We start from the raw sequence: 20,467 nt of genomic DNA, 5'->3' as shown, positions 1-20,467 counted from the left end.
CTTCCTTTTTGGCACTGCTGGCAGTTCAGCCTGCGTGCAGTGCGGCCGGTTCAGCAGGAGCCGCGTGCGCTGACATCGCTTCGCAATCGGGTACCTGATGACCCACTCGCGCCCGCTTTGGTCGACATCGGGTACCTGATGACCCACTACCGCGCGCGCGGCCGCGAAGCGGGTGCGTGGTGACCCACTACCGGCGCGAGCGGCGGATTACGGGACTTGGTAGCCCGCGGCCCTGAACATCTCGTACCACTCGGAGCGCGTGAGCGGGATCTCGGATCCCTGAGCGGCGGCCGCGACGCGCTCGGGCGTCGTGGTGCCGATGACCACTTGCCAGTGAGCGGGGTGCCGCGTGATCCACGCCGTCGCGATCGCGAGCGCGGGGACGCCGTACTTCTCCGCCAGGCGGTCGATCACGGCGTTGAGTTCGACGTACTCGGGGTTGCCGAGGAATGGGCCCGTGAAGAAGCCCGCCTGGAACGGCGACCACGCTTGGAGCGTGATGTCGTGCAGGCGGCAGTAGTCGACGATGCCGTTGTCGAGCGAGATCGACTGGTCGACTCCCGCCATGTTCATGGCCGTGCCCTGAGCGATGATCGGTGCGTGGGTGACGGACAACTGCACCTGGTTGGCGACGATCGGCTGCTTCACGAACTTGCGTAGCAGGTCGATCTGGCCGGGCGTGTGGTTCGAGACACCGAACGCGCGCACCTTGCCTGCTGCCCCGAGCTCATCGAAAGCCTTCGCGACGTCCTCCGGTTCCACCAGGGCGTCGGGCCTGTGCAGGAGCAACAGGTCGAGGTAGTCCGTCTCGAGCGCCTTGAGCGACGCGTCGACCGAAGCCACGATGTGCTCGGACGAGAAGTCGAAGTACGGGCCCTCGCGGACGATGCCCGCCTTGGACTGGATCACCATGGCCTCGCGCTGGGAGGACGTGAGCTTCATGGCCTCGGCGAAGCGAACCTCGCATCCGTGCAGGGTGGAGCCGTAGACGTCTGCATGGTCCATGACCGTGATGCCCGCGTCGAGGGCGGTGTGCACCAGGGTGCGCACCTCCTGGTCGGTCTTGTCCTGGATGCGCATCAGGCCGAGAGCGACGTTCGATGCGGGGACGTCGATGCCTGGGAGGTTGTAGGTCTTCACTCGGTTAGCCCTTCAGTACTGCGCTGATTCAACACTGCGGAGAGGAGCGCGACCTCTTCGGCCGTGAGCGCCAGGTCGGGTGCCTGCGCGGAGTCGATGACGGAGGCGGGCTTGGAGGCGCCGGGGATGGGGACGACGATGGGCGCAAGTGCGAGCTCCCACGCGAGGGTGACGCGCTGGGGGGAGACTCCGTGGGCATCGGCGACCTGCTGGAAGGCCTTGTGGTTCTCTCCCACGGCTCGGGCGCGCGAAATGCCGCCGAGCGGGCTGAACGGCAGGAAGGCGATGCCCATCTCGGCGCACAACTCGAGCTCGGGGTACGAGGAGACGAAGGCGGGGGAGAATTGGTTCTGGACGCTCACGAGGCGTCCGCCGAGAAGTTCATTCGCGAGGCGGATCTGGTCCGGGTTGGCGTTGGAGATGCCCGCCATCTCGATGACGCCCTCGTCGAGCAGCTCGACCACGGCGCCCACCGAATCGGCGTAGGGAACCTTGGGGTCGGGGCGGTGGAACTGGAAGAGCGCGATTGCCTCGACGCCGAGGCGCTTGGCCGACTCCTTGGCGGCCGCCTTCACGTACGCGGGGTCGCCGTTCTGGGTCCAGCTGCCGTCGCCGGGGCGCAAGTGGCCGGCCTTGGTGGCCACCAGGATGCCGGAGGTGTCGGAACCGTAGGAGCGCAGGGCCTCGGCGATGAGCAGCTCGTTGTGACCCACCTCGCCCGCGTCGCGGTGGTAGCTGTCCGCGGTGTCGATGAAGGTGACGCCGGCGTCGAGCGCGGCGTGAATGGTCGCGATGGCCTGCGCCCTGTCGGGGCGGCCCTCGATCGACATGGGCATGCCGCCCAGGCCGATGGCCGAGACAGTGTGGCTTCCAATAGTGCGTTCGCGCACGGTGACCTCCAGAAATAGGTTCGGGTTCCCTTTGAGCATACGAAGGAGTAACTTAGAAGTCCAACGATTGTGACTGATGACTTCCACAACCAGGAGTGCTTAATGGAATTGCGGCAGATGGAGTACTTGGTGACACTCGCCGATGAGCGCCACTTTACGCGCGCGGCCCAACTCATGGGGGTGTCGCAGTCCGGCCTTTCCGCAGGTATTCGCGGCCTTGAGCAAGAGCTTGGCGCGTCGCTGTTCACGCGCACCACCCGTCGCGTCGAGCCCACCGACGCCGCCCTCGCGCTCCTCCCGCACGCCCGCGCGATGCTCGACCAGGAGCGGGCCGCGCGCGACGCCGTCGTCCACGCGACGCGACAGGTTTCGGGCACCCTGCGCATCGGCACCGAACAATGCCTCGGCGTAATCGACGCGACCGCGCTCATCGACCGCTTTCACCGACGCCACCCTCAGGTCGAGATCCAGTTCCGGCAGGCGGGTTCGCATGAGCTCATCGATTCGCTGCGCGCCGACGCGCTCGACGTCGCGTTCGTGGCGGCCGCCTCACACCTGGGCACGCTGCCGCATCAGGTGCTGGGCCACGAGGACCTCGTGCTCGTGTGCCCCGGCGATCATGCCTTGGCCGACGTCGCGGTCGCCTCGTGGGAGGCCCTCGCCGTCGAGGACCACGTGGACTTCGACCCCACTTGGGGAGTCCGGCCGCTCACCGATGCGGCCTTCGAGGCGCGCGGGCTCATGCGGCGCGTGCGCTTCCAGGTGAGCGACGTCCATACGCTGCTCGACTTCGTTGACCGCGGCCTTGGAGTGGCGATTGTGCCTCGCCACGTGTCCAACAAGCCGCAGGCCGCGCGCCTGGTCACGGTGGCCCTGCCGCACGACGCTCCGCGCTGGGAGGTCTCGGTGGTCCAGTCGCGCAAGGCGGGGGCGGACTCGGCGGCGCCTCATCTGCTGGAGCTGGTGGCGGACGAGCCCGCGTGTAGGTAGACGGCGGCCGCGATCGTGGCGCCTAGGAGCGCCTAGCGGCCGACGCCTAATCGCGGCCGGCGCCTTGTGAGTACATGAGTGCTCTGCTCGACGAATCTGGAGCACTCAGGTACTCACGGGGCGCTGGCGTTGAGACCGAACGCTACGCCGCCGGGTTCCACTCCAACGCCCTAGCCACGAGCTCGTCGACGGGTTCTGCGCTGTCGAGCCGCAGGGCCGGGGCGGACTCGGCGGCGCCGCATCTGCTGGAACTCGTGGCCGACGAGCCTGCATTTAGGTAGACGGGGACCTCCGCAGGCATTCACCACGTTGGCGCCAGGCGGTCGCGGCCGCTAGATTTGGCTCGAGTTTCACGGTGGTGTGAACAGCGGGTGCTTGGGGGTCAATCGTGACGTCGGTTCTTTTGTCTCCGCGCATCGAGGCGGAGAGCACCGCACCCACCAAGCCGATGCGACGCGGGCGGCTTGTCGCCTACGGGGCGGTCGCGGTTGCAGTCTTCCTCGCAGGCCTCATTCAAGACGGGGTGGCGAGACAAGGCGCGTTTGTGGCTTTCTCCCTCACCCTCGGCGCCCTCGTGTTCGCCATGCTTGCAGCAGCGAGTGAGGTACACGGCGGTGCGATTCGCGTCCGTTCCGGTGGAGTCCTTTGCTTCGTCCCCCGCGCGCGCCTCGCTGGGACGTACTGGCTCTACGTGTGCCTCGGCCTGATACCCGGGGCCCTGATGGCGCTCGATATGCGCATCACCCGCAAGAGTTCAGTGGGCATCCCCGACATCACCGCGTTCGCCATGGGGATTGTTTCGGTCTACATGCTCATCCGGCTCACCAAACTCATTCGACAGTTGCGTTTGCCCGTTGGCCTCGCTGTGTCGGAGCGGGGGCTCTCCGGCGTGCGGAATGGCGGACGGGTGGCGATCTCTTGGGATGAACTCCAAGGCGCGTCGGCGATGACGATACCTTCGGGACCGTTGGTCGTCTTCAGCGTCGCGAGTGGCCCGACGGTCCTACTCCGCGGTGTCTACATCGGCTCGGACCCCAACCTGGTCGCCGCCATCGTCGAGCACTTCAGGACCCACCCCGAAGACCGTGTGCTACTCGCCGACGGCGCCGCGGCCATCCGTGCCGTCGAAAACGCGCCGCCTGCTCCTGCGGAGTAGCCGCGGCCGGGGTCGACCTAGGCTGTCCTCCATGAACGGCGAACTCCCCGGCGGCAACATGAACGCGGTGGTCCGCGACGGCGACACGGTGCTGCGCCAGGCCGGGCCTTGGACCCCGACCGTTCACCGCCTCCTCAACCACCTCGCGCGTGCCGGAGTGGACTGGGTGCCGCGGCCGCTCGGCATCGAAGGCGATCGCGAACGGCTGTCGTTGGTCGAGGGCGAGGTCCCGCTGTACCCGCTTCCCAATTGGGTCTGGGCCGATGCCCTTCTCGAGGACGGCGCGAGGCGACTGCGCCAGCTTCACGACGCGAGCGTCGGCTTTGATACCGAAGGGGCGGTGTGGCAAACCCCGCCACGGCTGCCGTCCGAGGTCATCTGCCATCGCGACTTCGCGCCCCACAACCTTGCCTTCGCCGACGGCGCGATCGTGGGGGCGATCGACTTCGACTTCTGCTCGCCGGGGCCGCGGCTGTGGGACGTCGCGTACTTCGCGACGCGCATCGTGCCGCTTACGGCGGCGACGCCCGAGGGCGCCCCCGGCATGGACGACGCGCGGCGCCGGGTCGAGCTAATCCTGCGGGCATACGCGTCCGAGGCGACGTGGGGCGACGTGCTTCGAGTCGCGATTGTTCGGCTCTACGATCTCGCGGAGATGTCGATCGGCAAGGCCGTCGAACTCGGCAGGCCCGACCTGCTGAGAGGCGCCGAGGGATACGTGCGAGACGCCCAGTTCTTGAGGGACTTTGCTGGAGACCGCTGAAACCGCACGAACATAACAGTCAGAGTATTGACTATTAGTAACGCTCTAAGCCTGTTATAGTCATAACTATGGCCATGCAAGAAGACTTCGCGTCTACCACCGACTGGGAGCAGGAACTCGGCGCGCAGGTCAAGCGCGCGCGCCTCGCGCGGGACCTCGGCCAGGCCGACCTCGCGCGCAACGCCAACGTCTCGCTCGGCGCTGTGAAGGGGCTAGAACACGGGAACGGCTCGACGCTCAAGACCTTCGTGCGGGTGGCGCGGGCGCTGGGCAAGCAGGACTGGCTCGCATCTCTTGAGCCCGAACCCGAGATCGGCCCCTTCGATCTGCTCCAGCTTCGCGAAGGTCGCAAGCAGCCGCAGCGCGCATCGGGACGGCGCGCATCGGGACGGCGCGCATCGGGGAGCAAGACCTCCCCATGACCTACCGCCACGTTGACCTGCTGCGCGTCGAGGCGTTCGGCCGCAGCGTCGGCGCCGTCGGCCCTTCGTCGACCAGGCGCGGCTACGCCTTCCAGTACGACCCCGCCTGGGTCCACTCAGGCATCGAGCTCTCTCCGCTCCTCATGCCGCTCGCCCAGGCCCGGTCTCCATTCACATTTCCGGGCCTCAACAGGGAGACCTTCCACGACCTGCCGCCGATGATCGCGGACAGCCTGCCCGACGCCTTTGGCAACGGCATCGTCGACGCGGTGCTCGCCCGCGAGGGAGTCGCGCCCGACCAGATCGCCCCGGTCGACCGGCTCGCCTACGTGGGCGCGCGCGGGATGGGCGCGCTGACGTTCACGCCCGACCACTCTCCGCACGACCTGCCCACCTCTCTTGAGATGAACGAACTGGTCGAGGCGGCACGGCGTGCGGTCCAGGGCGACCTCGGCACACCAGGCACACGCACCGACGCCCTCAACCACCTGCTCGCGGTCGGCACGTCGGCGGGAGGCGCGAGGGCCAAGGCCGTGATCGCGTGGAACCGCACCACCGGCGAGATGACGGCGGGAGGACTCCAGACGCCACACGGATACGAGCAGTGGCTCCTCAAATTTGACGGAGTGGGCACCGACCACCAGTTGGGAAAGGGCGCCGAGTACGGCCGCACCGAATATGCGTACTCGCTCATGGCGCGCGAGGCCGGAATCGATATGGCCCCCACCGAGCTGCTCGAGGAGGGCGGGCGGGCGCACTTTGTGACCCGCCGCTTCGACCGCCCTGGCACCGACGGTGAGCGACTCCACATGCAAACCCTGTGCGGCATCGGCGCCCTGGACTTCAACGCCGTGGGCGTGAACGACTACGCGAGTTACTTCACCACCATGGCCAGCCTGGGCATCGACGACCGCGAGGAGGCGTTCAGGCGCGTCGTGTTCAACGTTCTCGCGTCCAACAACGACGACCACACCAAGAACCTGTCGTTCCTCATGGAGGCGGACGGCACGTGGCGTCTCGCTCCCGCCTACGACGTGACATTCGCCTACAATCCCACCAGCCAGTGGGTCTCGCGCCACCTCATGTCGGTCGAGGGGAAGTTCGAGCACATCACCGCGGCCGACCTCGAGGTGTTCGGCGATCGCGCGGGCGTCGCCGGTTATCGCGACATCATCGCTCGAGTCGCCGACGCCGTTGCTCGCTTCGACTCGTTCGCCGACGCCGCGAGTTTGTCGCAGGCGCGCAGGCTGGAGATCGAGGAGCGGCTTGCGTTGGTACGGGCGGAGGCCTTGGCTTAACGCGGTCAGGGTTTCTCGACCGACGGCTGAGCCTGAAGCGCCCACCATTGAGAGTTGTCAGGGGCATGTGCCACCATGACGTGACACGTTCGCCGATGACCAGTCGAATGGCATGCGGCAGGGGAGGATCGCGGGCAATGGAGCAGATTCTGGCGTCGGACCTCCGGAAGGTCTTCCGGAGACCGGATAAGGGCCCCGGGCTCAAGGGCTCCGTGCGTCACCTGTTTGAACGCCACTACACCGAGACAGCGGCGGTCGACGGAATAGACCTCGCCGTCAACCGCGGGGAAGCCGTCGCGTACGTGGGACCAAACGGTGCAGGAAAGTCGACGACGATCAAGCTCCTCACCGGGATTCTCGTGCCCACATCGGGCGAGGTGCGCGTCGACGGCGCCATTCCGCACAAGAATCGCATCGAGAACGCGCGGCGCATCGGCGTCGTGTTTGGCCAGAGGACTCAGTTGTGGTGGGACCTCCCCGTCCGAGACTCGCTTGAGTTGTTGCGAGACATGCACGGCATCGGCGCCAAGGAGTACAGCGCCACCCTGGAAAGGCTCGTGACGACGCTCGGCATCGAGAACATCCTGTCGTCTACCGCCCGAAGCATCTCGCTTGGCCAGCGGATGCGCGCCGATCTCGCGGCGGCACTCATCCACAGCCCCGGCACGCTCTTCTTGGACGAGCCGACGATTGGCCTCGACCTGACGGTCAAGGACCGCCTGCGCTCGTTCTTGCGGGAGCTTGTGGCCGAGGGCACGACGGTGATGCTCACGACGCACGACTTGGGAGATATTGAGGACATCTGTTCCCGCATGGTCATCATCGACGAGGGCAAGAAGCTCTATGACGGGGGCCTGCGCGCGGTCATGGAGACGTACGCGCGCGATAGGACGATGCACATCTCGACCGTCAGGGCGCCGAGCTCGATTGCGTCGATTGCGTCGCGGATTCCCCTCGCCAAGGTCTCCGAGGGTGCGAGCGCGCTCGAGTTCAACGTGTCGTTCGACCCTTCCGTCGTGTCCGCGGGAGAGGTGCTCCTCGCGGTGCAGGCCGAGGCCGACGTGGCGGACATCAGCATCGACGAACCCGCGATCGAGGACGTCGTGCGCAAGGTCTACGCCCACAAGCTCAAGCCCGACGTCGGGCCGTCTTCGCGCGCCGACGGTTCCTCATGATCGCGGGTTCCTCATGATCGCGACGGTCGCGCGGGATACTCGCGCGAATATCGCCATCGCTCGCACGGCGTTTCGAAGCCTCGTGGCCTACCAGATGAGCTTCCTCTTTGGACTGTTGGCGGCCGCGGTTTCCGCGCTGGCGATGCTGTACCTGTGGCGATCGGTGCTCGCGGCCGGGGCGCGCGGAGGATTCACGTGGCCGGACATGAAGGCGTACTTGCTGGTCGCCTTCGTCGCGGGCTCCCTCGTTTCCGCGTACGTCGACTATCGAATCGCCGGCCGGATCAGGCAGGGCGATGTCGCGCTGGACTTCGTGCGGCCGGTTGGCTACCAACGCGCCCGGTTCATCGAGACCCTGGGGTTCGGGGTTTACGAACTCTTCACGGGCGTCGTGGTCGCCCTTGTCGCCGCCGTGGCGTTCGGGGGCATCCGCGGGGTGCCGTCCGGATCGATCATTCCCTTTGTGATGTCCGCCCTTCTCGTGCTCCCGCTGCGGTTCGGCATCGTGTACATCAGCGGACTGGTCGTGTTCTGGACGCGCAACTACATCGGCGTGCAGGCGGCACGGATTGCCCTCGTGACCCTGTTCTCGGGCGCACTGGTTCCACTCGCGCTCTTTCCCGACTGGCTCCACACCATCGCTTCGTACCTCCCGTTTGCAGGGATGGCGTCGACGCCCGCGTTGATCTACGTGGGGCACCTCACGGGTGGCGCTGCATGGACGGCGATCCTGGTCCAGGCCGCCTGGGCCATCGGGCTTTGGCTGGCCGGAGCCGCCCTGTGGAGCGTTGCTAGCAGGCAGGTGACGATCCATGGTGGCTGAGCTTCGCAGGAACGTCTGGCTCTATCGCAGAAGCCTGGGCGCCCATTTCCGCTCGACGCTCGAGTACGAAGCGGACTTCTGGATCATGTCGGTGGCGGCCATCTTCAGCCAAGGCGTGGGCGTGGCGTTCTTGTGGGCGATCTTCCGCGCGGTCCCCGACATCAACGGGTGGCAGTTCTGGGACATCGTCTTCATCTACTCCCTGGTCGCCATTGGCGAGGGTATCTCCGTCCTCTTTGGACAGGGGATCTGGTCGCTGTCGGTCATCGTGAACCTCGGTGGATTCGACGCGCTCCTCGTCCGACCGTTCTACCCGCTCCTTCAGGTGATGAGCTCGCAAATCGGAATGAACGGTCTTGGCAACATGGCCCTCGGCGGAGCCTTGCTCGTCTCCTCGATTACTCAGATAGACGTCGCCTGGACGCCGAGCGTGGTGGCGATGGCGATTGTTCTTCTGTTCAGCGCGCCGCTCGTAAAGGTCGGACTCAACATCATCACCAACTGCGCGGCCTTCTGGTTGCGAACGCCGTGGTCGATGTTCGCTTTCGCCATGCACTCGTTTGGTGAGCTCGCCAGGTACCCCATCACGATCTACGGTCCGGTGATCCGCCTCGTCCTGTCCGTGGTGCTTCCCTACGCGTTCATGAGCTTCTATCCTGCGGTCAGCATCACGTCGCGTGGATCCGCGCCGTGGATTGGGTACTTCACCCCATTGGTTGCTGCGTACTGCCTGTATCTAGGCGTCAGGGTGTTCCGCCTTGGCGTGGCGCGCTACGAGAGCGCGGGGCACTAGGCGTTCGATGGGGATTCTCCGCACGAGGCGCCGCGTCGTGGCACGGCTGCTCGCGAGGCTCGATCACAGGTCCTCTGCGGGGCGGGGTGGTGGAGCCTAGGGGAATCGAACCCCTGACCTCCTGCTTGCAAAGCAGGCGCTCTACCAATTGAGCTAAGGCCCCGAACGGCCATCGGCCGGGAAAGAAGCCCGCCGCCGCGCCAGCATCGTCGCTGACACCACGGGGGTAGTGGGCCCAGGAGGACTTGAACCTCCGACCTCTTCGTTATCAGCGAAGCGCTCTAACCGCCTGAGCTATGGGCCCTGATGCGGCCGGAGCCGCGACCAACCAAGATACCGCACGCGCGCGCGCCTCACCAAACCCGCGGCGTCGGGCGCTGGAGCCTCGCCTAGTCGTCAGTCAGCGTCAGGTACACGCCGCCGACCACACGGGCAATCATGTTGTAGATGAAGGCCGCAATCACGGACAGCCCGGAAATCAGCACGACGTTCACCACGGCGATCAGAACAGTGGCCGACATGACCTTGGTGAGGTTGAAGAACTGGAGGATGCTGACCTGCTGATCCGGCGGGAACAGCTTGGATACCCACTGCTGAATGGTGCCGAACGTCGCCATGTCATTGAGCGCGGTCCACAGAACCCACACGGCGACCACGTTCATGATGCCGATAGCAATCGAGGCCAAGAAGCCGATCTTGAGGGTCGACCACGGGTCGATGCGCGACAGCAACACCCGCACCCTGCGTGGCGCACCGGGAACCGGGGCCTTGGCGTCGTTCGCCTTCATCTTTTCGGAAGCGAGGCCCTTGAGTTTGCCGATGCCGATCGCTCCCGCGACGGAACGTGCGGGCGCGCCCACCTCGTCGGCGCGCGGCGTCGAAACGCCTGTCGTCGACGTCACTGGACTCGGGGAATCAGGCGTCGGGACGCGCGTCGTCGATGTCACTGGCCTTGGCGCGCCCGTCGCTGGGAAGCCCGACGCCGATGTCGCTGGCCTTGGGGCGCCCGTCGTCGCGGCGCCAACCGTCGGAGCTCCCTGCCTTGCAGGGGCTGTCGAGCCGGGCGCGGCTCCGGTGGCCGGCCGGATCGAGTCTGGCATGGGAGTGCGGGGCGCCGACTGCGAAGTGCCGGGCGTGGAGGGCGGCGCGTAGGTCGCCGGGCGCATACCGGCGGCCGGGGGGGTCGGCGCCGGCGCACCTGGGCGCGGCGAGGTCGGAGTCGTCCCCGTCACGGATCGAAAGGCCGTCCGTTGAGGCACCGATCCGCTGGGCGGCATGAGCCCTTCCCTGCGCACTGGCGGTTCACCAGATACGGGCCTAAACGGTGGCTTGGCCTCTCCTGCGGGGCCGCGGTCATCCGCGTTCATTAAGTCTCCTCCTCGCCCAGAGGGCGCACGTCGGCATAAGCCTAACCGAGCCTTGGCCCCTGGTCACGCGGTGGCAACGTACCGGGACCCCTCAACGCTCCCGTCACGCGGACTCTCCTTTAGTGCAGCCCCCGCCCCGAAGGTCCCGGGAGGTGACCATCGTCCCGCGCAAATCCACCGGATTCTCCCTAATGTGAAGGGGTAAAGATACCCCCGGAGGCATTGTCATGAAGCTCGTAGTCGTCGGTGGCGTTGCCGCCGGAGCGTCCACCGCAGCTCGCGCGAGAAGGCTCGACGAATCCGCCGAGATCGTCGTGTTTGAACGCGGTCACCACGTCTCGTTCGCCAACTGCGGACTGCCCTATCACGTGGGTGAGGTGATCGCGGATCGCTCGCGCCTGTTGTTGCAGACCCCCGAGAGCCTGCGCGAGACCCTCGACATCGACGTGCGTATCGCGACCGAGGTCATCTCGATCGACCGCAAGAAGAAGACCGTGACGGTGCGCGAGTGCGACACCAAGAAGGAATACACCGAGTCGTACGACAAGCTCGCGCTGTGCATGGGTGCCGAGGCGATGAAGCTCCCGATGCCAGGCGTCGACCTTCCCGGCGTCCACGTCTTGCGCCGCATCGGCGACATGGACCAGATTAAGGCTCAACTCGACGCCGCACTGCTCGCGCAGAAGGCGGGCAAGCGCGGGGTGGTCCGGGCCGTCGTCGTCGGAGCCGGATACATCGGCCTCGAAATGGCGGAGAACCTTCACCACCGCGGCGTCAAGGTGGACGTGGTCGAACTGTCCGACCAGATCCTGCCTCCCGTCGACCACGAGATCGCCGCTCCGGTGGAGCAGCACCTCACCGCTCGGGGCATCACGCTGCACCTCTCCACGGCCGCCGCCGCGTTCCACACTTTGTCCGACTCGGACGGCGCCGACCGTGTCAAGGTCGAACTCAACTCCGGCGTGAACATCGCCGCCGACTTGGTCATCTTGGCCGCGGGCGTTCGCCCCTCGGTCGAACTCGCCAAGGCCGCGGGCATCGAGCTCGGCTCGCGCGGCGGCATCAAGGTCGACACCCACATGCGCACCAACGACCCCGACGTCTACGCGGCGGGCGACGGCGTCGAAACCCTGCACCCCGTGCTGCCCGGCTCGTACCTCAACCCCTTGGCTGGGCCTGCCAACCGCGAGGCCCGCGTCGCCGCCGAAAACATCTGCGGTCGCGACACCGAATACAAGTCCACTCAAGGCACCAGCATCGTCAAGGTGTTCGACATGGTCGCCGGTGGTACCGGAGCGACCGCACGCCAACTCGATGCCTCCGGCGTCGAGTACCGCGTGATCCACATCCACCCGTCCGGCCACGCCGGTTACTACCCGGGCACCGCGATGATGCACATCAAGGTGTTGTTCTCTCCCACCGACGGCAGGGTGCTTGGCGCCCAGGCCTGCGGCTTCGACGGCGTCGACAAGCGGCTTGACCTCTTCGCCATGGCGATCCGCGCCGGCCTCACGGTCTACGACCTCGAGGAGCAAGAGCTCGCCTACGCCCCGCCGTTTGGCTCGGCCAAGGACCCGATCAACATGGCCGGCTTCGTGGCGGCTAACACTCTGCGCGGCGACCTGACCCTCTGGTACTCGCAGGAATTCCCCGCCGGAATCGCAGGCGCGCGCCTCATCGACGTGCGCACCCCGGAGGAGTACGAACTCTGGCACATCCCCGGCGCGGAAAACGTTCCGCTCGGCACCTTCCGCGACGCGTTCGCCGATTGGGACCGGGCACAACCCGTGCGCCTGTATTGCGCCGTCGGCTTCCGCTCCTACCTTGCCCAGCGCATCCTGGTGCAGAACGGCTTTACCGATGTGGCCACCCTCTCGGGAGGATCGACCACCTTCAAGCACGTGCACGACACGGACAAGGCCGAGTACGAGGCGTTGCCTCCGATGGAGAACTACGCCGAGACCACGTCGATCGCGGCCATGCCCGTCATGGCGAGCGGCACGCTCATCCAACTCGACTGCACCGGCCTCGCTTGCCCCGGCCCCATCATGAAGCTGTCGTCCGCGATGAAGCAAGCTGGCATCGGCGACGAGATCCAAGTCACGGTTTCCGACCCGGGCTTCGCGCTCGACGCCCCCGCATGGGCGTCCAAGAACGGCCACAAGCTCGTCTCCCTCGAGCCCAAGGGCGCCGGATACATCGCCACGATGCGCAAGGGCGGGCTCTCGCCCATCGCTACGGGGTCTGCACCCGCGAAGAAGAAGACCTCGATGGTCGTGTTCTCGGGTGACCTCGACAAGCAGATCGCCGCATTCATCATCGCCAACGGCGCGCTCGCCATGGGCGACGAGGTATCGATGTTCTTCACCTTCTGGGGCCTCAACGCGCTGCGCAAGGCCAAGCCCCCGCGTCGTCAGAAGAAGGCAATGGAGAAGATGTTCGGCGTCATGATGCCGCGCGGCGCCGAGAAGCTGACCCTGTCACAGATGCACATGATGGGTGCAGGCACCGCGATGATCAAGGGCGTCATGAAGAAGCACGACGTGCCGCCGCTCGCTGAGTTGATTCAGGCCGCGCAGGACGGTGGCGCGCGGATGCTTGGTTGCACCATGACGATGGATCTGTTGGGCATGGCCGAATCGGACCTGCTCGACGGCGTCGAACTCGCCGGCGTGGCGACCTTCCTTGGCGAGGCTGAGGAGTCGGGAACCACGCTCTTTATCTAATACCCGCAGCGCCGGGCCACCGCCCGGCGTTCGAGGGGGGGCGAAGCCCCGCAGTTATGGGGACTGCGGGGCTTCGCGCTGCCCGCCGCCACTGGTGCCCGCCGCGCCCCCGCAAATGGTTCAATCTGTACCGCCTGAGCAGGGGTGAGGGCTTCTGGTGGCTGGATCTGTACCGGGCTGGGCCCCAAAACTGGACCCGCGCCTGGGCCCGCGCGCGCCAAGGCAGGCTCAGGCTCAGGCTCAGGCTCAGGCTCAGGCTCAGGCTCAGGCTCAGTTCAAACGCTAGCCCGGGGCCGGTACGGAATCAGCCAGTCGACCGCTTTTGTGGCCCAAAACCGGTACAAATCGAGCCACCAGAGAGTGGCGCTCCTGGGGAACCTCGGGTGGCTACTCCTTGCCGGCGAGCGCCTTGTCGAACAGGATCCAGGTAAACGGCGCCACGGCCACTACCCACGCGGCGAGGCCCGCCAGACCGATTGCCACGTTGGACCAACCGTCACCGGTCGCCAAGGGAACCGACAAGGCGCGCGTGAACAGCGTGCCCGGCATGGCCTTGAGTGTGGCTCGAGAGGGATCGGCCAGCCACACTGGGGCGACTGCGGTCACGATGAGGAGCACGAGCGGCAGGACGGTGAGCGCCATGAGGAACACGGCCACCGCAATGGCGGGCTTCCTCAACACGGTCGCCACCAGGAACGCGAGCGCGCTGGCGAGCACCACATCGACGGTCGCCACCACGCTCACGAGCCCCATGTGACCAAAGGCCGAGCCGTCAAGTCCACCCGCAAGGAGCCGCACCAGGGCAATGGGGAACACGACGGCAATCGCCATTGCCGCTCCGAGCGTCGTGGCAGACAGCGCCCGTGCCCACAGCAGCCGCCCGCGCAGCGGCACGAGGACGGCGGATCCCGTGGCCGTGCCATCGGCCATCTCACGCGAGACGAAGCCAATCAAACCCACGGCGAAGGCGAGGGCGGCGAAGGAGATGCCCACCTCGAAGGGGACGATGTCAAGAGGGGCCCTGGAATCGCCGTCAGGGATGTTGACGGCGAGGGCCCACACCGTGACTCCGCCGGCGATCACGCCGAGCGAGACGCTCACGATCAGGGCGATCCGCAGCCCGCCCGCGGCAAGAGACCGGCGCATTTCTGCGGCCCACACGAGGCCAAGCGTCTGCTTGTGGGTTGAGATCGAGTTATCGGTCATCGCGGTCATGGGCTCACAGTTCCTTTGCGTGGTGCTCGCCCACGGTCGATTGCCGGTACAGGTTCTCGAGCGACTCCGTGATCCGTTTCAGTTGAGTCAACCCGGGCCCCTCCGTGAAGGCGAGCCGACCAATCTCCATCGTGTCGTCGGAGGTCACCACCAGGCCCTGTCCCTGCGGCGCGACGGCGAAACCGTGTGCGCCCAAGACCGCAGCCAAGCGGCCGACATCGGGCGACTCGACGTACGTCTGCGTGCTCGTCGAGGTCAGTTCCGCGACGCGGCCCTGTCTGACGACGTGCCCCTCCGACAACATGATGACGTCGTCGGCGACGAGCTCCAACTCACTCATCAGGTGAGAAGACAGGAACACGGCCTTGCCCCGGCCGGCTTGATGGCGCAGAAAGCTCCTGAGCCACAGGACGCCGTCAGGGTCGAGCCCGTTGACGGGCTCGTCGAGAATGAGGTTCTGTGGGTCGGCCACGAGGGCAAGCGCCAACCCGAGTCGCTGGCGCATGCCGAGCGAATATCGCTTGATGCGCTGACCGCCCACCTGCTCCAGCCCTACCTCGGCGAGGAGCTCGCCGACCCGGCTTGGAGGCAGTCGGTGCACGTCGCACGCGTAGCGCAGCACGGACTCGGCCTTGAGCCTGCCCGGAAGCCATTCCGCAGAGATCAGTGCGCCGATCGACCGGGCGGGCAAGGGCGCATCGGCGTACGGTCGACCGTCGACGCTGACGGTGCCGCCTTGCGCCTCGAGCAACCCGACGATGATCTTCATGAGTGTGGTCTTGCCCGCGCCGTTAGGTCCCACGAAGCCCATCACGCTGCCGTCCGGAACCGTCAGTGTCACGCCCTCCAGAACGGTCTTGGCGCCGAATGACTTGGTTACCGCATCTACCTTGATCAATGTGACCTCCCGGGACACGCTAACCCGACAACGACCTGCAGAAGCGCACTGGCCGCCCGCGCGTCGGCTTGGCCGCTCCCAGCAGATGGCTTGATTTGTACCGGGTAGCGGGGGTATTCGTGTTCCAGTGGCGGGATTTGTACCGGGTAGCGGGGGCAAGAGGGGCGGGGGCACGTGGGGCGGGGGCAGGAGGGGCGACGATGCTGGGGGAGGCGGCACGAGTGGCGCGCGGCCTCGCGTGCGTTATCGGTCGACGGAACGAATTCGGCCATCGGACGGCCATACCCCTCGGAAACCGGTACAGATCAAGCCACTTGTTGGGGCAGCCGCCACACGTGAGCCGCTCTAGTGGCTCGCGCCGAGATTGCCCGACATGCGGTCGTGAATGGCAAGCGAGGCCTCGTTCAAGCCATCGATGCTGACGGTCGTGCCGTGGCGCGCGTACTTGTAAACGATGCTGTCGAGCGCGGCGACCGTGGAGGCGTCCCACACGTGGGAGTCGGACATGTCGATGATCACGTTGGCGGGGTCGCCCGCGTAGTCGAACTGGCTGAAGAGGTCATTCGAACTCGCGAAGAACAGTTCGCCCGTCACCTTGTACACACGGGTGTCGCCCTCGATCGGCAGGCCCTCGACGTTCGCGAGGTGCGCCACGCGTCGGGCGAAGAGGACCGACGCGAGTATCACCCCGGCGACGACGCCATACGCGAGGTTGTGCGTGAACACTACGACGCCGACCGTGGTGAGCATGACGCCGGTCTCCGACTTTGGCATGCGACGAAGCGTCGACAACTGAATCGAGTGCCAGTCGAATGTCGCCCACGACACGTAGATCATGACCGCGACGAGCGCCGCCATCGGAATCGCCGCGACCAGGTCGCCGAGCACGAGGATCAGCACCAGGAGGAACACTCCGGCCATGAAGGTCGACAGTCGCGTGCGGGCGCGGCCAGCCTTCACGTTGATCATCGTCTGGCCGATCATGGCGCAACCGCCCATGCCGCCAAAGAAACCAGTGATGATGTTGGCGGCGCCCTGGCCCCACGCCTCACGCGTCTTGTCGGAGTGACTGTCCGTGATGTCGTCGACCAACTTGGCCGTAAGGAGACTCTCGAGCAGGCCCACCAGCGCGACTCCCAACGCGAAGGGGAACACGATGCGCAGCGTGTCAACCGTGAAGGGGACCCCGGGCCACAACAGCGACGGCAGTCCCTGGGGGAGTTTGCCCTCGTCGCCGACGGTCGGGACAGCGACAGCGAACGCGGTGGTCACAATCGTGAGCAACACGATCGCGACGAGCGGCGCGGGCACGGCCGCGGTCAGGCGCGGGAAGTAGGTGATGATCGCGAGCGCGGAGAGGACCAATGGGTACACGACCCACGACACGTTGGTCAGGTGAGGCACCTGCGCCAGGAAGATCAAGATGGCGAGCGCGTTCACGAAGCCGACCATGACGGAGCGGGGGATGAAGCGCATCAGTTTGGCCACGCCCAAGACCGCCAACACCACCTGAATGATCCCGCCCAGGATGACGGCGGCGATCAGATACTCGAGGCCGTGGTCACGACCGAGGGGCGCGACCACCAGGGCGATCGATGCCGTAGCGGCACTGATCATGGCGGGCCTTCCGCCCAGGAAGGAGATCGCGATCGCCATGGTGAAGCTCGCGAACAGGCCCACGCGCGGGTCCACGCCCGCGATGATGGAGAACGAGATCGCCTCCGGGATGAGCGCGAGCGCGACGACCAAGCCCGACAGAATCTCGGTGCGTGCGATGCGCGGGCTCATCCATGCCTGGCGCCGCCAAGTGCGTGGGTCCCACACCTCGCCCCACGCGTTGGTGACCTCGGGGACCCCGGTGGGCGTGCGGTCGGCGATTCCCGCCGTGACGAGCGTGTTGATGTCCGCCTCTTGGGCGCGAGTAGTGGGGGCCATGGGGTTCCTTACGGCGGGCGCGCTGGCGCCTTGATTTTCTTCGGTGTGCGCGAACGGGCCGGGACAGTCACGGTCAGTGACAAGAGCGCCGATGCGCGGGCAGGGGGACACGGCGCAGAGTTCTCTGCGCACGAAACTTGGAGGGGGCCAACGGCGGCCAGGGTCAAGGGTAGCGGACAAGTCGGTTCCCGATGGGCGGTACAGATTGAGCCACTGGCAGCCGGTATGGGCGCAGGGCGGTACGGATTACGCCACTGGCAGCCGGTATGGGCCCTATCCCGGTACAAATTGAGCCACCGCCGGTGGGCGATGGGGCCCAGACGCCGGTGGGGCGTCGGCAGCGCGCTCCTTGGCATACTGGCCCCATGAGCCAGGGCCGTCAGATCATGTCTTTCTCCGCCGTCGTGTCCCTGGGAATCGGCGCCATGATTGGCGCGGGCATCTTCGCGCTGCTGGGCGAGGCAGGTGCCATCGCGGGCAGTGCCGTCTGGATTTCGTTCCTCATCGGAGGCGTGATCGCCCTCCTCACCGGCTACTCCCTCGGCAAACTTGGGGCGCGATACCCCTCCGCCGGGGGAATGGTGGAATACCTCATTCACGGGTGGGGCTCGTCGCTCTTTTCGGGCGGCATGGCTGTCCTCATGTACCTGTCCGGCCTGTTGTCACTCGCTCTCGTGGCCAAGACCTTCGGCAGTTACGGGGCGACCCTCGTGCCCGGGTCGCCAGGGTGGCTGGCCCCCCTCTCGGCCGTCGGCGTCATGGTGCTCTTTGTCGCGGTTAACCTACGAGGTTCCGCGAGCGTCGGCCGGGTCGAATTGTGGATCGTGCTCTTCAAATTCGCGGTGCTGCTGACACTGGCCATCGGCGGGCTCACCATTCTTAAGCCCAGCCTGCTCGCGCCCTCCACCTACCCGGGCGCGTCCTCGATTGCGGCGAGCGTCGCCATCACCTTCTTTGCCTACGCGGGGTTCCGAGTCATCACGAACGCGGCCGAAAACGTCGACCACCCGGAACGCACCATCCCCCGCGCCATCACGACGGCCATCCTGCTGGTGATGGCGCTCTACATCGTCATCGCGCTCGTCGTTTTCGGCACCCTCACTCCCGGTGCGGTGAGCGCGGCCCAAGACCATGCGCTCGCGGAGGCCGCCCGCCCCGTGTTCGGCTCGGTGGGGGTGGCGGCCGTGGCGGTGACCGCGCTCGTCGCCACCGCATCGGCGATCAACGCCAGCCTGTTCTCTGTCACCAACGTCTCGTACCAGATGGCCAAGGACGGCGAACTGCCCGGCGTGTTCGGGCGCCCAGTGCGCAAGAGCCGCGAGGGCCTGCTCGTCAGCGGATTTGTCGTGTCAATCGCGGCGGTGGCCTTTGACCTCCGTCAGATCGCGGTCCTCGGCGCCATCAGCATCCTCTTGGTCCACACCGCTGTTCACGTGGGGCACTTGCGTTTGCTCGGCGCCACGGGAGCCAACAAGTGGGTGGTGGTGCTTGCGGCTGCGGCCGCGTTCGCGATCGTGACGGTCACCCTCGTCGACGCCGCCCAAACGTCGTGGACGGTGCCGCTCCTCTTCGTGGCCGTCGTGGCCGTCTCGTTTGGCGGCGAGTGGGTGCTGCGACTCACCACTCGACGCAAGCTCCGCACCCGCGTCAAGCACTAGCGGTTGCCCGCGTGGCGGGGCCGCTGTGCGCGTCGTGCGTACGAAATCCGGGGCGACACGGCACGGTGACCTCATGGCTACGGTGCCCACTTCCCCCTTCCCACAGCCCGCGCACGCATGGAAGCTCGGCGAACACCCCTGGCTTGACGCGTGGGGCGGCACGCCCGCTCGTGCTCGGGTCATCATCGACAACGACTTCGCGGGCGATCCCGACGACCTGGTTCAGGTGGTGCATCACCTCTTGTCGCCGTCGGTCGAGATCTCGCTCATCGTGAGTTCGCACCTGCACGAGGGACATGGCTCGCCTGACGCCGCGGCGGCGGAAGGGGCCGACGTCGTCCGATCGATCTTTGGGCGCATGGGCCTCGACGCCGAGGGCGTGCTGTGCGTGGGCGCCGAACGGGCGATGAGCGACACCACCAGGCCCCAAGCATCGGACGCCACGGAGCGAATCCTCGCCGAGGCGATGCGCGATGACCCGCGACCGTTGTTCTACGTGGCTGGCGGCTCGCTGACCGACCTAGCGTCGGCCCTGCTCCTGCACCCGGAGATCGCCGGCCCCCTCACGCTCGTCTGGATCGGCGGGTTCGGCCACGACGAGGACCTGTCGGGCCTGGTGGCCGACGACGAGTACAACTTCTCCATGGACGTCGCGGCCGCCGGCGTGATCTTCGATGCGCCGGAACTCGAAGTGTGGCAGGTACCGCGCACCACGTACGCGGCATGCATCATGTCGGATGCCGAGATGATCACGCAGTGGGCGATGGCGGGACCACTCGGCGCCCACCTTCGCGACGAGGTGCGGGCCGAGATGGAGCGCTTCGTCGATGGTCAGCGTGCCATGGCGGAAACGTACGTCATGGGGGATTCCCCGCTCGTGCTGCTCACGGCCCTCACCAACTTCTGGGGTCCGGAGGCGTCGTCGTGTTCATACGTCGTGAAGCCGACTCCGGCGCTGCTTCCGGATGGCTCCTACGTCGAGCGTTCCGACTCCCGGCCGATGCGGCTCTACACATCGGTCGACGTGCGCCTGATGCACGCGGATCTTGCGGCCAAGCTCACGTTGTTCGAGGCCTGGCAACGAAGCTGATCCACCGCGTCGTGGCTCAATCCGTTCCGCTTATGAGCACTCAGGCCCGCTGCGTGGCTTGATCCGTACCAGGCGCGCGGAGCCTGCGGTACGGATTCAGCCACCAGCGGCCCGTGCGTCCCTGAGGC

At 66.5% G+C, this 20,467-nt stretch carries 18 protein-coding genes and 2 tRNA genes; 12 read left to right on the top strand and 8 right to left on the bottom strand.

What is annotated here, in order from left to right; genetic code table 11:
* Positions 1 to 207: 207 nt before the first annotated feature.
* Complete coding sequence (locus BKA03_RS00465) at positions 208 to 1,140, bottom strand: aldo/keto reductase (protein ID WP_062075671.1); 933 nt, start codon at positions 1,138 to 1,140, stop codon at positions 208 to 210.
* On the bottom strand, positions 1,137 to 2,030 hold the full coding sequence (locus BKA03_RS00460; protein ID WP_062075710.1) for an aldo/keto reductase: 894 nt from the start codon (positions 2,028 to 2,030) through the stop codon (positions 1,137 to 1,139). The genes BKA03_RS00465 and BKA03_RS00460 overlap by 4 nt, the downstream gene beginning before the upstream one ends.
* Before the next feature lie 69 nt (positions 2,031 to 2,099).
* Between BKA03_RS00460 and BKA03_RS00455 the strand changes: the two genes are divergently transcribed.
* The 9 genes from BKA03_RS00455 to BKA03_RS00415 all read left to right on the top strand — a co-directional run bounded on the left by BKA03_RS00455 (position 2,100) and on the right by BKA03_RS00415 (position 9,450).
* The gene (locus BKA03_RS00455) at positions 2,100 to 3,020 is read left to right on the top strand and encodes a LysR family transcriptional regulator (RefSeq protein WP_238579445.1); all 921 of its coding nucleotides are present in this window, start codon (positions 2,100 to 2,102) and stop codon (positions 3,018 to 3,020) included.
* 74 nt (positions 3,021 to 3,094) lie between these two features.
* A complete protein-coding gene (locus tag BKA03_RS00450; protein ID WP_062075669.1) occupies positions 3,095 to 3,301 on the top strand; it encodes a hypothetical protein in 207 nt (68 codons plus the stop codon).
* 107 nt (positions 3,302 to 3,408) lie between these two features.
* Complete coding sequence (locus tag BKA03_RS00445; protein ID WP_062075668.1) at positions 3,409 to 4,176, top strand: hypothetical protein; 768 nt, start codon at positions 3,409 to 3,411, stop codon at positions 4,174 to 4,176.
* A gap of 31 nt (positions 4,177 to 4,207) precedes the next feature.
* Entirely contained in the window at positions 4,208 to 4,939 is a 732-nt protein-coding gene (locus BKA03_RS00440) for a phosphotransferase (protein WP_062075667.1), read from the top strand.
* A gap of 68 nt (positions 4,940 to 5,007) precedes the next feature.
* Positions 5,008 to 5,361 carry a helix-turn-helix domain-containing protein gene (locus BKA03_RS00435; RefSeq protein WP_062075666.1) on the top strand — a complete coding sequence of 118 codons (354 nt, stop codon included), beginning with the start codon at positions 5,008 to 5,010 and terminating at the stop codon, positions 5,359 to 5,361.
* The gene (locus BKA03_RS00430; RefSeq protein WP_062075665.1) at positions 5,358 to 6,659 is read left to right on the top strand and encodes a type II toxin-antitoxin system HipA family toxin; all 1,302 of its coding nucleotides are present in this window, start codon (positions 5,358 to 5,360) and stop codon (positions 6,657 to 6,659) included. The genes BKA03_RS00435 and BKA03_RS00430 overlap by 4 nt, the downstream gene beginning before the upstream one ends.
* A 137-nt stretch (positions 6,660 to 6,796) precedes the next feature.
* Positions 6,797 to 7,834 (top strand): ABC transporter ATP-binding protein, encoded by a 1,038-nt coding sequence (locus BKA03_RS00425; RefSeq protein ID WP_062075664.1) that lies wholly within the window; start codon positions 6,797 to 6,799, stop codon positions 7,832 to 7,834.
* A gap of 13 nt (positions 7,835 to 7,847) precedes the next feature.
* On the top strand, positions 7,848 to 8,657 hold the full coding sequence (locus BKA03_RS00420) for an ABC transporter permease (protein ID WP_062075663.1): 810 nt from the start codon (positions 7,848 to 7,850) through the stop codon (positions 8,655 to 8,657).
* Positions 8,647 to 9,450: an ABC transporter permease gene (locus BKA03_RS00415; protein ID WP_062075662.1), complete on the top strand. Its 804-nt coding sequence runs from the start codon at positions 8,647 to 8,649 to the stop codon at positions 9,448 to 9,450. Before BKA03_RS00420 ends, BKA03_RS00415 begins: the two co-directional genes overlap by 11 nt.
* Positions 9,451 to 9,537: 87 nt before the next feature.
* On the opposite strand, the gene BKA03_RS00410 is transcribed toward BKA03_RS00415, so the two are convergent.
* From BKA03_RS00410 to BKA03_RS00400, 3 genes are all read right to left on the bottom strand, one after another.
* Positions 9,538 to 9,613 (bottom strand) — tRNA-Ala (locus BKA03_RS00410).
* 67 nt (positions 9,614 to 9,680) lie between these two features.
* Positions 9,681 to 9,754: transfer RNA gene (locus BKA03_RS00405), tRNA-Ile, on the bottom strand.
* A gap of 85 nt (positions 9,755 to 9,839) precedes the next feature.
* The gene (locus tag BKA03_RS00400; protein ID WP_152649603.1) at positions 9,840 to 10,352 is read right to left on the bottom strand and encodes a DUF3566 domain-containing protein; all 513 of its coding nucleotides are present in this window, start codon (positions 10,350 to 10,352) and stop codon (positions 9,840 to 9,842) included.
* 692 nt (positions 10,353 to 11,044) lie between these two features.
* On the opposite strand from BKA03_RS00400, the gene BKA03_RS00395 reads away from it, so the two are divergent.
* Positions 11,045 to 13,543 carry an FAD-dependent oxidoreductase gene (locus BKA03_RS00395; RefSeq protein ID WP_062075659.1) on the top strand — a complete coding sequence of 833 codons (2,499 nt, stop codon included), beginning with the start codon at positions 11,045 to 11,047 and terminating at the stop codon, positions 13,541 to 13,543.
* Between the two features lie 387 nt (positions 13,544 to 13,930).
* Here the strand turns inward: BKA03_RS00395 and BKA03_RS00390 are convergent, their stop codons facing one another.
* From BKA03_RS00390 to BKA03_RS00380, 3 genes are all read right to left on the bottom strand, one after another.
* Positions 13,931 to 14,758, bottom strand: coding sequence for a hypothetical protein (locus BKA03_RS00390; protein WP_062075658.1), 828 nt, complete (start codon positions 14,756 to 14,758; stop codon positions 13,931 to 13,933).
* Positions 14,759 to 14,762: 4 nt separating this feature from the next.
* Positions 14,763 to 15,656 carry an ABC transporter ATP-binding protein gene (locus BKA03_RS00385; protein WP_062075657.1) on the bottom strand — a complete coding sequence of 298 codons (894 nt, stop codon included), beginning with the start codon at positions 15,654 to 15,656 and terminating at the stop codon, positions 14,763 to 14,765.
* Positions 15,657 to 16,001: 345 nt separating this feature from the next.
* Positions 16,002 to 17,444 (bottom strand): SulP family inorganic anion transporter, encoded by a 1,443-nt coding sequence (locus BKA03_RS00380; protein WP_062075709.1) that lies wholly within the window; start codon positions 17,442 to 17,444, stop codon positions 16,002 to 16,004.
* Positions 17,445 to 17,956: 512 nt separating this feature from the next.
* Between BKA03_RS00380 and BKA03_RS00375 the strand changes: the two genes are divergently transcribed.
* Positions 17,957 to 19,249 carry an APC family permease gene (locus BKA03_RS00375; protein ID WP_179397634.1) on the top strand — a complete coding sequence of 431 codons (1,293 nt, stop codon included), beginning with the start codon at positions 17,957 to 17,959 and terminating at the stop codon, positions 19,247 to 19,249.
* Positions 19,250 to 19,322: 73 nt separating this feature from the next.
* Positions 19,323 to 20,339, top strand: coding sequence for a nucleoside hydrolase (locus BKA03_RS00370; protein WP_062075655.1), 1,017 nt, complete (start codon positions 19,323 to 19,325; stop codon positions 20,337 to 20,339).
* Positions 20,340 to 20,467: the final 128 nt, after the last annotated feature.

The sequence above is a fragment of the Demequina lutea genome (genome assembly GCF_013409005.1).
In the GTDB taxonomy this organism is placed as follows: Bacteria; Actinomycetota; Actinomycetes; order Actinomycetales; family Demequinaceae; genus Demequina; species Demequina lutea.
The sequence above is the reverse complement of the archived record's forward strand: the minus strand, read 5'-3'. Positions and strand labels throughout refer to the sequence as shown.